Source organism: Nonomuraea sp. NPDC001684 (assembly GCF_053596515.1).
Window position 1 is genome coordinate 16,649 of the sequence record NZ_JBSFGJ010000074.1, and the last position, 13,304, is coordinate 29,952.

A 13,304-nucleotide genomic window follows, 5' to 3' on the forward strand; every position below is an offset into this window, starting at 1 on the left:
TCACTCACTATGCCTTGGGAAGCGGGCGGAAGCTACGGCCTCTTGGCCCACTTCGCGACGAACGTGACACCGAGGACGACGGCGCCGATGATGAGAGCCCACTTGAGAAGCGTGAAGACGAAACCCACGAGCGGGCCGACGAGAAGCAGTGCGACGATGATCGCGGCGATGATCAGAAGGATGCGTGCCATGTCTCCACCGTAGGAGATCCGTTAAGCCGTTTGCAGGTGACCGAGGGTTGAATCAGGGACAAGTCAGGGTCACCCCTACCCTTTGGAACCAACCGGTCAAGACTCCCGTTGAGCCGGTAGGACACGGGGCATCGGGGGCCCTCTTCACGGGGAGCGTGATGAGTCTGGGACCACCCATGAGCAGGGAAGGCGCCGAGTACGCGCTGCGCGCTCGGGCCGACGAACGCGACCGGATCTCCGGCGACCTGCTCGATCTCGAATCCCACACCACGTACCAGCTGCTCAAGGGCGCGACGCTGGACGGGGTGACGCGGCAGCGCTGGGCCGCCGTCCAGGCCGCGCTGACCCGGCTGTGGCTGCTGAACGACGCCTACCGGGCCGTGCTGCGCGACGCCGAGCAGGTCAGGGCCGCGCGCGCGAAACTCGGGGCCGAGCAGCTCGACGAGCTGACCCGGCTGCTGTCGGGCACGTCCGTCGTGCTGCGGGCCGCGGCCAAGCCCGTCGAGCAGCGCTCGCTGCTGCCCGAGGCCGACGAGCGGCTGACCCTCGACGAGACCGTCGCCCGCATGGACGGCGCCTTCCGCGAGGTCACCTCGGCGCTCAACGACATCGACGCCGTGTGGAACGCCGTCCTGCCCCGGCTCGATGACGCCGACCGCGTCCTGCGCGAGATCCGCGACCTGGAGCGGGAGCTGGGCGAGAGCGCCGGCCTGGAGGCGCAGGAGTCGGAGCTGCGGCGGATGCGCGCGGCCCTGCTCGCCGACCCGCTCGGCGCGGGCGTCGGCCCCGACCTCGGCGGGGTCGCCCGCGTGCTGGCCGAGGCCCGCGCGGAGATCGACCAGGCGATCGTGGTCAAACGCGAGTACGCCAGGCGCCGCGAGGACCTGGTGGCCGCCCTCGACCGGGTACGCGCGGCCGAGAGCGAGGCCAGGCTGGCCCACGGCGCGGTCGTGGTCAAGATCGCCCTGCCGCCGCAGGCCCGCCCGCGCAGCCGGGTCGAGGAGCTGACCGGCGAGCTGGCCGCGCTCGACGCCTCGGCCGACACCTGGGTGGTGCGGGCCAGGCGGCTGGCGAGCGTGGAGAGCGAGGCGGAGAAGGCCGCCGACCGGGCGCGGGCCACCGCCAAGGCCCTGTACGGCCTGGTCGGCAGGCGCGACGAGTTACGCGGCCGGCTCGGCGCCTGCCAGGCCATGGCGGTGCGCAAGGGCATGGCCGAGGACCCCGACGCCACCACGTGCTTCGAGCGGGCACGATCCCTGCTGTGGAGCGCTCCCTGCGACCTGACCGAGGCGGCGGCCGCGGTCGACACCTACCAGCGCGCGATACACGGAGGTAAGCCATGACCCGCTGCGCGCAGCCGGGCTGCACCGGCACCATCGAGGACGGCTACTGCGACCTGTGCGGCAACGCGGCGGCCGCGCCGCCCCCGGCGGCGGTGTCCGTCCCCCGGCAGGCGTCGGCCCCGGCCTCGGGGACGCCTTCCGGGCCGCTCTCGGGGCCGCTCTCGGGGCCGGTGAACACCCAGCCGGTGAGCCGGTCGCTGACCTCGCCGGTGAGCAGCAGCGGCAGGTCGCGGGCCGGGGTGCTGGGCGGCATCGCCGACCTGCCGTCCGTGCCGTACCGGGATCCGGCGACGGCCGTGATGGCCGATCCGCAGGTGCCGGAGGAGAAGCGGTTCTGCGCCAACCCGGCCTGTGGCGAGCCGGTGGGCCGGTCCCGGCAGGGCCGTCCGGGGCTGACGGAGGGGTTCTGCCCGCACTGCCGCACGCCGTACTCCTTCACCCCGAAGCTGGCCAAGGACGACATGGTGGCCGGGCAGTACCGGGTGCTCGGCTGCCTGGCGCACGGCGGCCTCGGCTGGATCTACCTGGCCGCCGACGAGGCCCTGGACGGCCGCTGGGTCGTGCTCAAGGGCCTGCTCAACACCAACGACGCCGAGGCGCTGGCGGCGGCCGAGGCCGAGCGCAAGTTCCTCACCACGGTCGACCACCCGAACATCGTCAAGATCCTCAACTTCCAGCTCTCCGGCGGCCTCGGCTACATCGTCATGGAGTACGTCGGCGGCCAGTCCCTGCACGAGCTGCGCCGCCAGGGCCCGCTGCCGCTGCGCGAGGCGCTGATCTACGGCCGCGAGATCCTGCACGCGTTCGGCTACCTGCACGAGAACGGCCTGGTCTACTGCGACCTCAAGCCGGCCAACGTGATCCGGGTCGGCCGGCGGCTCAAGCTGATCGACCTGGGCGCCGTCCAGCCGGTCGGCTCGCCGCCCGGCACGTCCTGGGCGACGGTCGGCTACCACGCGCCCGAGCTGGACACCCATCCCTCGTCCGTGGCCTCCGACCTCTACACGGTGGCCAGGACCCTGGCGGTGCTGACGATCCCGTCCTGGAGCCCGGCCAAGGGCGGCGTGGCCAGCCCGCTGCCGCAGGACTGCGGGCACGAGTCGTTCGCGCGGCTGCTGCGCAAGGCCACCGCGCCCAACCCCGCCGACCGGTTCCAGAGCGCGTGGGAGATGGAGGAGCAGCTCGTCGGGGTGCTGCGGGAGATCAGCGCGGCCGAGGAGGGCGTGCCGTTCCCGGCGCCCTCGACCCTGTTCGGGCCCGAGCGCTCGGCCGTGTGGACGGCGCTGTCGGACTCCCGCCAGGAGGTGTTCGGGCCGCTCGACCCGGCCGCGGTCGCGGTCGAGCTGCCGGTGCCGCACGTCGATCCGCTCGACCCGGCGGCGGGCGCGCTGGCGGGCCTGCTCGGGTTCGACGGCAAGGAGCTGTTCGACCAGCTCTCGGCCATGCCGCCGACGCCCGAGACCCGGCTCATGCGCGCCAGGCTGCTGGCCGAGGCGGGCGCCGCCGAGACCCCGGTGGCGCTGTCGGAGCTGGAACAGCAGCTCCCCGGCGACTGGCGGACGACCTGGTACCGCGGCGTGCTCGCACTGGCCACGCGCCAGACGGACACCGCGGTGACGATGTTCGACGCCTGCGTGTCGGCGCTGCCCGGCGAGCTCGCGCCCAAGCTGGCGCTGGCGTTCGCGCTGGAGTGCGCCGGCAGGCAGTCGGCCCACTGGTACAACGCCGTCTGGCGGACCGACCACTCCTACGTCAGCGCCGCGTTCGGGCTGGCCAGGACGGGCCGCGTCAACGTGCTGGACGAGGTGCCGCCCACCTCCAGCTACCGGGTGGCGGCGCAGGTGGCGCTGGCCGCCTCGGTGTTCCGCCGGGCCGACCTGAGCACGGTGTCCGCCCCCGACCTGGTCGGCGCGGCCGGACGGCTGGCCAACCTGGCCGACCTCGACCCGCGCCGCCGCGACCTGCTCACCGCCGAGCTGCTGCGCTGCGCGCTGGCCTGGCTGGACAACAACCCCGCGCCGCCCGGGACGAAGCTGGCCGAGGCCGACTTCACCGAACCGGGGCTGCGCAGGCGGCTGGAGTCGATCTACCGGAAGCTCGCGGTGGCGGCCGGCTCCCGCCATGAACGCCACGCGCTCATCGACGAGGCGAACGCCGTACGACCGAGGACGTGGCTGTGACCGGACCCACCCCCCAGAACTGCCCGATGTGCGCGTCCCCCGTCGTCCAGGGGGACGTCTACTGCGAGCGGTGCGGGCACGCGCTCGGCGCGCCGGTCTGCACCTCCTGCGGCGCGGCCGCGGTGGACGCGGAGGGCTACTGCGAACGTTGCGGCGCCCGCCAGCCCACCGGCCGCGACCACGCCGAGACCGTCCTGGACGGCGGGGCCGCCGCCGTGACCGACAAGGGCCTGCGGCGCGCCCGCAACGAGGACGCCATGGCCCTGCTGACCACCGGCGACGCCGTGATCACGGTCGTGTGCGACGGCGTGGGCAGCTCGCCGCGGGCCGACCAGGCCTCGGCCGCGGCGGTGGAGACCGCGGGCGCCGCCCTGGCCAGGGGGGCCTCTGCGCAGGAGGCGTTCGAGCTGGCCGGGAAGGCGGTGACCGCCCTGGCGACCTCCGTGGACGACGCCCCCGCCTGCACCTACGTCGCCGCGGTCGCCGGCCCCGGCGGGATCACGCTGAGCTGGGCGGGCGACACGCGGGCGTACTGGCTGCCCGGCGAGGCCCCCGGGCAGGGCGTCCTGCTGACCGAGGACGACGTGGTCCCGACCGGCGAGATCACCGCGTGGCTCGGCGCGGATTCCGGCGAGGTGTCGCTGCATGTGCGCACGCTCGCCCCGGGGGCGCCCGGCCTGCTGCTGGTGTGCAGCGACGGGCTGTGGCGCTACCTGGACGGCTACCGGTTCCCGCAGACGGGAACCCCTCTCGACATGGCCCGCGAGATGCTGCGCCACGCACTGGCCTCCGGCGGCCAGGACAACGTGACGATCGTTCTCATCCCCCTAGGAGAAACGCATGGGTGACCAGCCCACGTTCACGCTGAACATCGACCAGAACAAGTACCTGTCCACCGACGCCCGGGAGGTGCACGCGATCCTCACCGTGGCCTCCTCCGGCGGCGGCTTCGCCCAGGCCGCGCCCACCGAGGCGGCCGAGGTCATCATCGTCGACACCTCCGGCTCGATGAGCGGCGGCAAGATCCGCGAGGCCCGGCAGGCCGCGGCGGCGGCCGTGCACGCGCTGCGCGACGGCGTGCACTTCGCGGTGATCGCCGGGACCGAGCGGGCCAAGGTCGTCTACCCCGGCGGCAACGCCAACCTGGTCAGGGCCACGCCCGCCACCCGCGCCGAGGCCGAGCGGGCGATCAGCAGGCTGCTCGCGCACGGCGGCACGGCCATCGGCGAGTGGCTGAAGCTGGCCGGGCACCTGCTGAGCGGGTACCCGAACGCGATCAGGCACGCGCTGCTGATGACCGACGGGCAGAACAACGAGCGCCCCGAGGTGTTCGGGGCCGTGCTGCAGGGGTGGAGCGGCAAGTTCGTCTGCGACAGCCTGGGCGTGGGCGACGACTGGGTGCCCGCCGAGCTGCGGAAGGTCGCCGAGGCGATGCTCGGCTCGTTCGAGTTCGTACGGAACCAGAGCGATCTGGCCGAGTTCTTCCGCCGGGTGACGCAGACGTCGATGAGCAAGACCGTGGCGGACCTGTCGCTGCGGGTGTGGGTGCCGCAGACCGCCAAGCTGAAGTTCGTCAAGCAGGTCTCTCCCACGCTGCTCGACCTGACCGGCAAGCGCACCGACGTCAACCCGCTGACCGGCGACTACCCGACCGGCTCGTGGGGCCAGGAGGAACGCGAGTACCACCTGTGCGTCGAGGTGCCGCCGGGCCAGATCGGCCAGGAGATCAGGGCGGGCTGGGTGAAGCTGGTGCGCCCCGACACCCAGGACGTCGTGGCCAGCGGCAACGTGCTGGCCCAGTGGACCGACGACCTGGCGCAGTCCACCCAGATCAACCGGAAGGTCGCCCACTACACCGGCCAGGCCGAGCTGCACGAGCTCATCCAGGACGGCCTCAGCGCCCGCGCCGCCGGGGACGTGGAGGCCGCCACCGCGCGCCTGGCCAAGGCCAGGGAGCTGGCCGCGGCGTCGGGCCGCGAGGACACCGCCCGGCTGCTGGAGAAGGTCGTGGAGGTCGATCCCGCGACCGGCACGGCACGGTTGCGCAGGAACGTGGACAAGGCCGACGAGATCGAGCTGGACACCGGTTCCGTCCGCACCAGCCGGCTGCGTAAGGGCGAGGGCTGATGGCGACCTGTCCCCAGGGGCACGCCTCCGGCTCCGACGACTACTGCGACGTCTGCGGCGCGCAGATGGCCGGGACGCCCGCCGCGTCCCAGCCCCAGCCGGCGGCGGCCGCCGGCGGGGGTGACGACGCCTGCCCGGTCTGCCAGACGCCGCGCGCCGGGCAGTTCTGCGAGGTGTGCGGCCACGACTTCACCGGCGGCGGGGGCGGCGTCCCGCTCCCGGTGCGAGGGGCGCGGTGGGAGGCGGTCGCCGCCGCCGACCGCACCTACTACGAGAAGGTGGTCGCCGAGGGCGGTCCCGACGCGGCGCGCATGGCCTTCCCGCCGTACTGTCCCGAGCGCTCGTTCGGGCTGGTCGGCGAGCAGGTGCGCATCGGACGGCGCAGCAAGGCCAGGAACCTGGCGCCGGAGATCGACCTGACCGGCCCGCCCGAGGACCCGGGCGTGTCGCACCTGCACGCCGTGCTGCTGGCCCAGCCCGACGGCACCTGGACGCTGGTGGACCCGGGCTCGGCCAACGGCACCCAGGTCAACGGCAGGACCGTGGAGATCAACACGCCCGTCCGGGTCGGTCCGGGCGACCGGATCCACCTGGGCGCCTGGACCGTCATCACCATCAGGGAGGGCACACCGTGACCCTGGTGCAGAACAACCCGGGCGCCGTGGTCCCGGCGGGCGCCCCGGCCCCCCTGCCGCGCCGCAGCGTGCCCGGCCGCATCCGCGTCATCTCCGGCGTCACCGTGGCGGCGCTCGCGCTGCTGTTCGCGGCGCTCGGGGTGGGCAGCCTGACCGCCGGCGACGGGCTGCAGGTCATCGGCCGCGACGCCGGGCCGCAGGTCGTCGCCACCGCCGGGCTCTACCTGGCGCTCAGCGACATGGACGCCCAGGTCGCCAACGCGCTGGTCATGGGCGACCAGTACGGCCAGCAGCGCCGCCAGGCCGTCGACCGGTACGAGCGGCGGCGCACGGAGGCCAACCAGGCGCTGCTGAAGGCGTTCGAGCTGGCCGGCGACAACGCCGCCGAGCGGCGGACCGTGCAGTCGGTGCTCGACGGCCTCGGCCGCTACGAACGGCTCGCCGGGCAGGCGCTGCTGCTGAACGAGCAGTCCCGGCACGCGCCCGGCGCGCCGCCGGACACGGTCGTGGGCACCTACCGGCAGGCCACCGACCTGATGCGGCTGGTGCTGCTGCCGCAGGCCTACAACCTGACCCTGGAGAGCGGCACGATCGTCCGCCGCACCTACGACGACAAGAACGCCATGGTCCCGCTGCTGCGCTCCGCGGTGCTGCTGGCCGGGCTGCTCGCGCTGGGCTGCCTGATCTGGCTCCAGATCTTCCTGGCCCGGCGGTTCCGCCGGGTGTTCGGCCCGGCGCTGCTGGTCGCCACGCTGGCCACCGTGGTCTCGCTGATCCTCGGCGTGAACGTGCTCGGCCAGGACCAGACGGACCTGCGCATGGCCAAGACACAGGGCTTCGACTCGGTCCTGACGCTGGCCAAGGCCCGCGCGATCAGCAACAGCATGCAGGGCGACCAGAGCCGGTACCTGCTCGACAAGGACCGCGCCGACACCTACGAGCACACGTTCCTGGACAAGTCGCAGACGGTCGTCTACTTCGAGTCGGGCAACCTCACCCAGTACCACGCGAAGGTGGCCGCCGACGCCGGGGCGGCCCGCGGCATGCTGGGGCCCGAGCTGACCGGTCCGGAGGGCACGCGGGTGCTGGACGCGTACCGGGCCTTCCAGCAGGCCGACACCTCCTTCCGGGCGCTGGCGCTGGACGGCAGGACCGCCGAGGCCGTGACCGCCAAGCTCGGGCCGGTCACCGCCGCGTTCGACGCCTACGACCAGGCCCTGGTGGCCCTGGCCGAACGGCACGAGCGCACCTTCGACCAGGCCATCGACGCCGGCGAGAACGCGCTGGACAACCTGTGGCGGCTGCTGCCGTTCGCGATCGCCGGGATCGGGCTGCTGATGATCGCCGGGGTGTGGCCGAGACTCAAGGAGTACCGTTGAAGCGGGCACTGGTAGCGGCCCTGGCCCTGACCGCGGTGGCCGCCGCGGCCTGCGGGACCGGCGGCCGGGAGTCGATCCTCGACAAGGACTCCATCGTCATCGCCGTCCGCCCCGACCTGCCGTCGGTGGGCTTCCGCAAGCCGGACGGCACCTTCGAGGGCTTCGACGTCGACGTCGCGCGGTACGTGGCCAAGCGGCTGGGCAAGGACTTCAAGCTGATCCCCGTGCTGGCAGGCGACCGGGACAAGGTGCTGGTCCAGGGGCGGGCCGACATGGTGGTGGCGACGTACACGATCAGCATGGACCGCAAGGCGAAGGTGCTGTTCGCGGGGCCGTACCACATCTCCTACCAGGACATCCTGACGCGGCCGGACGACAAGGTGGACAACGTCCGGCAGCTGAAGGGCCGCCGGATCTGCGCGGTGGAGGGCTCGAACGCCGCCGAGCGGGTCGTGCAGGAACGCAGCGTGGCGGCCAAGCTGGTGCCGTTCAAGGACTACGCGTCGTGCCTGAGCGCGCTGAAGAACCGGCAGGTGGACGCGGTCACCACCAACGACGTGATCCTGGCCGGCCTGGCCAACCAGGACGGGTCGGGGCTGCGGCTGGCCAACGCCCAGTTCAACGAGCAGCGCAGCGGGGTGGGCCTGCACAAGGACGACGTGCCGGGCTGCGAGGCGGTGAACCGGGCGATCACCGACATGTACCAGGACGGGACCGCGGGCAAGCTGCTGCACAAGTGGTTCGGCAAGGCGGGCCTGAACCTGACCAACATCGCCGTGCCGCAGTTCGAGGGCTGCTCCTGAGCCCGCCGCCCGGCATGCGGACGGGCCCGGCGCACTCGCCGGGCCCGTCGCGGGGTCGAAGGGTCAGTCCAGGTAGTCCCTGAGCATCTGCGCGCGCGTCGGGTGGCGGAGCTTGGCCAGGGTCTTCGACTCGATCTGCCGGATGCGCTCGCGCGTCACGCCGAACTCCCTGCCCACCTCCTCCAGCGTGCGCGGATGCCCGTCGGCCAGGCCGAAGCGGAGCTGGATGATGCGCTGCTCGCGGTCGGACAGCGTGGCCAGGATGTCGTCGAGCTGGTCCTGCAGCATGATGAAGGCGGCGGCCTCCATGGGCACGACGGCGTCGGCGTCCTCGATGAAGTCACCGAGGTCGGAGTCCTCCTCGCCGATCGGCGACTGCAGGGACACCGGCTCCTGGGCGATGCGCTGGATCTCCACCACGCGGTCGACCGGGAGGTCCATCTCCTTGGCGATCTCCTCGGGGATGGGCTCGCGGCCGAGGTCCTGGTGGAGCTGACGCTGCACTCTGACGAGCTTGTTGATGGTCTCCACCATGTGCACCGGAATGCGGATGGTGCGCGCCTGGTCGGCGATCGCCCGGGTGATCGCCTGCCTGATCCACCAGGTGGCGTAGGTGGAGAACTTGTAGCCCTTCGTGTAGTCGAACTTCTCGACCGCCCGGATGAGCCCGAGGTTGCCTTCCTGGATCAGGTCGAGGAACAGCATGCCGCGGCCCACGTACCGCTTGGCGATCGACACCACGAGCCTGAGGTTGGCCTCGATCAGCCGCTGCTTGGCCCTGGTGCCCTGCCAGACGAGCTCCCTGAACTCCGGGAAGGCCAGACGCGAGACCCCGTTGGCCAGCTTGTCCTCGGCGAACAGGCCGGCTTCGATCGACTTGGCGAGCTCCACCTCCTCCTCGGCGGTCAGCAGGGGGACGCGGCCGATCTCCCGCAGATAGATACGGACGAGATCGCTGGTCGGCGCCCGCTTGCCTACGTCCTCCTCATCGGCGCGGGTGGACTCCTCGTCGCCCTGGGGCTCGAGGACCTCCACGCCGTTCTCTGCGAGCATCCGCACGACGCGTTCCAGCGCGTCGGACGGCAGCTCGGATCGGTCAAGCGCGGCGGCGACGTCATCGACGGTTACGCTTCCGCGCTCCCTTCCCTTCGCGACGAGGTCCGCCACCTGATCTACCGATGGCGGCCCGCTTGGCAGCACCGATGCACCCACGGGAGACAGTCTGCAGTATTGGTTCCATCAAATGGCAGACCCATTTTTGTTGCGGAAGGTAAGACGATCAGCATTACCGAATTGAGATCGAGTAAAGGTTTGGCCCGAGTTTGATCAGGAAAGAAAAGTCAATTACGCGGTCTGGAATCCCACGTCCGGCGACGTCCGCCGGCCGGACGTATCTCTTTCGCTGCCCGGAAGACGCCGGAGATGCCCCATTACGGCAGCGCGGACCGGCCGGGATTCCCCGCGAACCACCCGGTTCACCGCCCGTCCCCGCTGCCGAACTGTTATCAAAACGCCCCGGCGGTCAGCTTCCCGCGGCGCGCTCGCGCAGCACCCGGCGCTGCTGCTCCAACGCCACCAGCTCGCCGAACAGCTTGTTGTACTCCTGCTGCTCCTCCACCGGATTGAGGCGCTGCATACGGGACTTGGCCTGGGCGATGGCCCGGTCGACCGCGATCGCCTCGATGGCCGCCAGCATGGCCCCCGCGTAACGCTCCTCGGCGTGCGCGTCGGCCTGGACGGGCTCCACCGCGAACCGCGTCACCAGCGCCCTGGTGCCCTCGTCGTGAGCGTGCTCCAGCAGCCGGTCGACCCACTCGCGGCCGCCGTGACCGGCCGAGCCGGCGCCTCCGGCGGCCTGTATGACCTTGTGCAGCGCGACGTGGTCGGGCGCGGTGAACGCCTGCGGGTCGAGGGCGTCGAAGCGCGGCCCGAGCAGCGCCGGCCGCTGGACGGCCAGCTTGAGCAGCTCGCCCTCCACCCGCACGCTCGGATCGACCGGGGCCGCCTTGGGGGCGCGCTGGGGGCGGCCCTGCTGGGTGTTGGCCACCTCGCCGATGCGCTGCATGACGAAGCGCTCGTCCATGAACCCGAGCCAGCGGTCGAGGTCGATGGCGTAGCGCTTGCGCAGGCCGACGTCCTTGATCCCGGCCACGATGGGCGCCGCCGCGTCGAGGGCGGCGATCTTGCCCTCGTTGCTGCGCAGGTCGTAGCGGGAGATGGTGCTCCTGATGGCGAACTGGAACAGCGGCTCGCGGCTCGCGATGAGGTCGCGCACCGCCGCGTCGCCCTGCTTGATCCGCAGGTCGCACGGGTCGAGGCCGTCGCTCTGCACCGCGACGTAGGTCTGCGTGACGAACTTCTGCTCGTCGGCGAAGGCCCGCAGCGCCGCCTTCTGGCCGGCCGCGTCGCCGTCGAAGGTGAAGATCACCTCGCCGCGGAACTCGGCCTGGTCGAGCAGGAACCGGCGCAGGATCTTGATGTGCTCCTCGCCGAACGACGTGCCGCAGGTGGCCACCGCGGTCGGAACTCCGGCCAGATGGCAGGCCATCACGTCGGTGTATCCCTCGACGATCACCGCCTGGGCGCGCTTGCTGATCTCTCGTTTGGCGAGATCAATGCCATAAAGGACCTGGCTCTTCTTGTAAAGCGGCGAGTCAGGCGTATTCAGATATTTCGGGCCATCGTCGGAATCGAGCAACTTGCGTGCGCCGAATCCGATCACGTCACCCGTGGCGTCCCTGATCGGCCAGATCAGCCGCCCCCTGAACCGGTCGATCGGCCCCCGCCTGCCCTCCTTGGCCAGGCCGCCCTTGACCAGCTCGTCGGCGGTGAACCCGCGCCCCATCAGATGGCGCGCCAGCGCCTCCCACTCGGCCGGCGCGTAACCGACGCCGAACGTCTCGGCGTCGGCGCGCTCGAACCCCCGCTCGGACAGGAACCGCCGCCCCGGGGCCGCGTCGGGCCCGAACAGCTTCTCGGCGTAGAACTCGGCGGCCACCCGGTGGGCCTCGATCAGCCGGGCCCGCTCGCCGTGGTCGCGCTTGGGGACGTAGCCGCCCTGCTCGTACTGGAGCTGGATGCCGGCCCGCTGGGCCAGCCGCTCGACCGCCTCACCGAACGGCAGATGCTCGATCTTCTCGACGAACGTGATCACGTCGCCGCCTTCCCCGCAACCGAAGCAGTTGCCGGTGAGGAGGTTGTCCTCCAGGACGAAGGCGTGCCCGTGCTCGACCGTGGCGCAGAAGACCTCCTCGACCCGGTCGGTCTCCTCGATCGACTGGACCACCCAGCCGCGCCGGGCGAACGCCTTTGAGGCGCCGGAGAACCGCAGCCGATGCTCGTCGATGAGGAAGAAGTCTTCGGTCAGGTCGTCGTTGACGAAGTGGACGCGGAAGATCGAACTCGGCTCGCGGCCGGGGAAGCCCACACGGACCTGCTCCGTGACGCCGTACGTGCCTATGCCAAGCCGTGTGCAGACCGTCCGGACGTATTCCAGCGTCTCCCGGTCGGCGCAGTTGAGCATGATCGTGCCGTCTTTGGCGACGTGCCCGTCGGCGGCGAGGTAGCCCGCGAGCCAGCCGTAGAGATAGGAGACGGACTCGTCGAGCGCGGGCAGCTCCTTGAAGAACCGTGGCAGGTGGTGGACCAGGAGCTGGCTCCTGCCCGACTTCCCGCCCCGGCCCTCCGTCACGAAGCTGAGCGGGAACCACTTGAGCAGCTGGGCGTCCTTGACGCTGTCGAGCGTGGCCCTGCTGCCCGAGCCCGCGCGGGTGCCGTCGCCGAAGGTGATGCCGTGGGCCACGCCGAACGGGGACGGGGTGGTGCGCTTGATGCGCGACCCGGGGAACACCGAGGCCAGGCGGTGACCCTGCGTCAGGTCTTTGGTGATGACCTCGGCGCGCTTGTCGCGGCGCCGCCCGGATCGTACGAACCAGCGGTGCTCGGGGGTCGCGAAGATCTCCTTGCGCTGCCCGTTGCGGGTCACCACGATCTTCATCAGCGATTGCACGCCGAACGACCTGAACGGCGCGTCGACCCAGGTGCCGTCGGCGGCCAGCACCCGATGCACGCCGCCCGCGAGTTCGGCGATGGGGCGCACGCCCTCCCACGTCATGACCCGCGTCTCCGCGGCGAGGCAGAAGTACATTCCGCGCTCGGGGGTGACGTTGAACGACGGGCTCTTCTCGTCGTGGAAGGGGCACAGGCCCTTGAGGTTGCCCCCTCCGGCGTTGCGCAACTGGATGTGCTCGCCGATCACGTCGGCGATGGGGGAACGCTCGCGTACGAGCGCGATGTCGACATCACGGATCCGGCCAGCCACGCCGGTGAGTCTATTCCGCCCGACCGACGGTTCCGCCCCGCGCGGGGTGTGCCGCGGCCGGTGAACGGCGTGGCACGGGCTGTCGACGGCCGGGGAAGACGCGCGTCACCTCTGGGTTGCTAAAGCGGGAAACTGGTGATGCGGAGTCCCGTGGTCGGCTACAAAGGTGAGGGTTGTCGGTGGAAACGGTGACACGGGTGAGGAAGACTATGCATTCCGGGCATATCGTACGGTGGGCCGTTGTGGCCGGCGCCGTACTGCTCACCGGCGCCTGCGCCCAGGCGACCGGGGTGGCGGGCGTCAGCGCCCAGTCGCCCTCCACGGC

10 protein-coding genes are annotated in these 13,304 nt (G+C 71.6%); 7 read left to right on the forward strand and 3 right to left on the reverse strand.

The window, feature by feature from the left end:
• Window positions 1–32 precede the first annotated feature (32 nt).
• On the reverse strand, window positions 33–191 hold the full coding sequence (locus tag ACWCSD_RS16705; RefSeq protein WP_352318900.1) for a hypothetical protein: 159 nt from the start codon (window positions 189–191) through the stop codon (window positions 33–35).
• A gap of 176 nt (window positions 192–367) precedes the next feature.
• Between ACWCSD_RS16705 and ACWCSD_RS16710 the strand changes: the two genes are divergently transcribed.
• From ACWCSD_RS16710 to ACWCSD_RS16740, 7 genes are read left to right on the forward strand one after another with little or no spacing between them, the layout of a single operon-like run.
• Entirely contained in the window at window positions 368–1,534 is a 1,167-nt protein-coding gene (locus ACWCSD_RS16710; RefSeq protein ID WP_449915812.1) for a hypothetical protein, read from the forward strand.
• Window positions 1,531–3,714 (forward strand): serine/threonine-protein kinase, encoded by a 2,184-nt coding sequence (locus ACWCSD_RS16715; protein WP_397160566.1) that lies wholly within the window; start codon window positions 1,531–1,533, stop codon window positions 3,712–3,714. The genes ACWCSD_RS16710 and ACWCSD_RS16715 overlap by 4 nt, the downstream gene beginning before the upstream one ends.
• Complete coding sequence (locus ACWCSD_RS16720) at window positions 3,711–4,562, forward strand: PP2C family serine/threonine-protein phosphatase (protein WP_397160568.1); 852 nt, start codon at window positions 3,711–3,713, stop codon at window positions 4,560–4,562. Before ACWCSD_RS16715 ends, ACWCSD_RS16720 begins: the two co-directional genes overlap by 4 nt.
• Window positions 4,555–5,841: a vWA domain-containing protein gene (locus tag ACWCSD_RS16725; RefSeq protein WP_397160569.1), complete on the forward strand. Its 1,287-nt coding sequence runs from the start codon at window positions 4,555–4,557 to the stop codon at window positions 5,839–5,841. The genes ACWCSD_RS16720 and ACWCSD_RS16725 overlap by 8 nt, the downstream gene beginning before the upstream one ends.
• Window positions 5,841–6,476, forward strand: a complete 636-nt coding sequence (locus ACWCSD_RS16730) for an FHA domain-containing protein (RefSeq protein WP_387672638.1) — start codon at window positions 5,841–5,843, stop codon at window positions 6,474–6,476. Before ACWCSD_RS16725 ends, ACWCSD_RS16730 begins: the two co-directional genes overlap by 1 nt.
• Complete coding sequence (locus tag ACWCSD_RS16735; protein ID WP_449915816.1) at window positions 6,473–7,855, forward strand: hypothetical protein; 1,383 nt, start codon at window positions 6,473–6,475, stop codon at window positions 7,853–7,855. The genes ACWCSD_RS16730 and ACWCSD_RS16735 overlap by 4 nt, the downstream gene beginning before the upstream one ends.
• On the forward strand, window positions 7,852–8,658 hold the full coding sequence (locus ACWCSD_RS16740; protein WP_449915818.1) for a transporter substrate-binding domain-containing protein: 807 nt from the start codon (window positions 7,852–7,854) through the stop codon (window positions 8,656–8,658). Before ACWCSD_RS16735 ends, ACWCSD_RS16740 begins: the two co-directional genes overlap by 4 nt.
• A gap of 63 nt (window positions 8,659–8,721) precedes the next feature.
• On the opposite strand, the gene rpoD is transcribed toward ACWCSD_RS16740, so the two are convergent.
• On the reverse strand, window positions 8,722–9,825 hold the full coding sequence (gene rpoD, locus ACWCSD_RS16745) for an RNA polymerase sigma factor RpoD (protein WP_241563834.1): 1,104 nt from the start codon (window positions 9,823–9,825) through the stop codon (window positions 8,722–8,724).
• A 355-nt stretch (window positions 9,826–10,180) separates the two neighbouring features.
• Window positions 10,181–12,979, reverse strand: coding sequence for a DNA primase (gene dnaG / locus ACWCSD_RS16750; protein ID WP_449915824.1), 2,799 nt, complete (start codon window positions 12,977–12,979; stop codon window positions 10,181–10,183).
• Between the last annotated feature and the right edge of the window lie 325 nt (window positions 12,980–13,304).

Coding starts and splice junctions, on each gene's coding strand:
- ACWCSD_RS16705 (WP_352318900.1), bottom strand. CDS start 191: ATGGCACGCATCCTTCTGATCATCGCCGCGATCATCGTCGCACTGCTT.
- ACWCSD_RS16715 (WP_397160566.1), top strand. CDS start 1,531: ATGACCCGCTGCGCGCAGCCGGGCTGCACCGGCACCATCGAGGACGGC.
- ACWCSD_RS16725 (WP_397160569.1), top strand. CDS start 4,555: ATGGGTGACCAGCCCACGTTCACGCTGAACATCGACCAGAACAAGTAC.
- ACWCSD_RS16730 (WP_387672638.1), top strand. CDS start 5,841: ATGGCGACCTGTCCCCAGGGGCACGCCTCCGGCTCCGACGACTACTGC.
- ACWCSD_RS16710 (WP_449915812.1), top strand. CDS start 368: ATGAGCAGGGAAGGCGCCGAGTACGCGCTGCGCGCTCGGGCCGACGAA.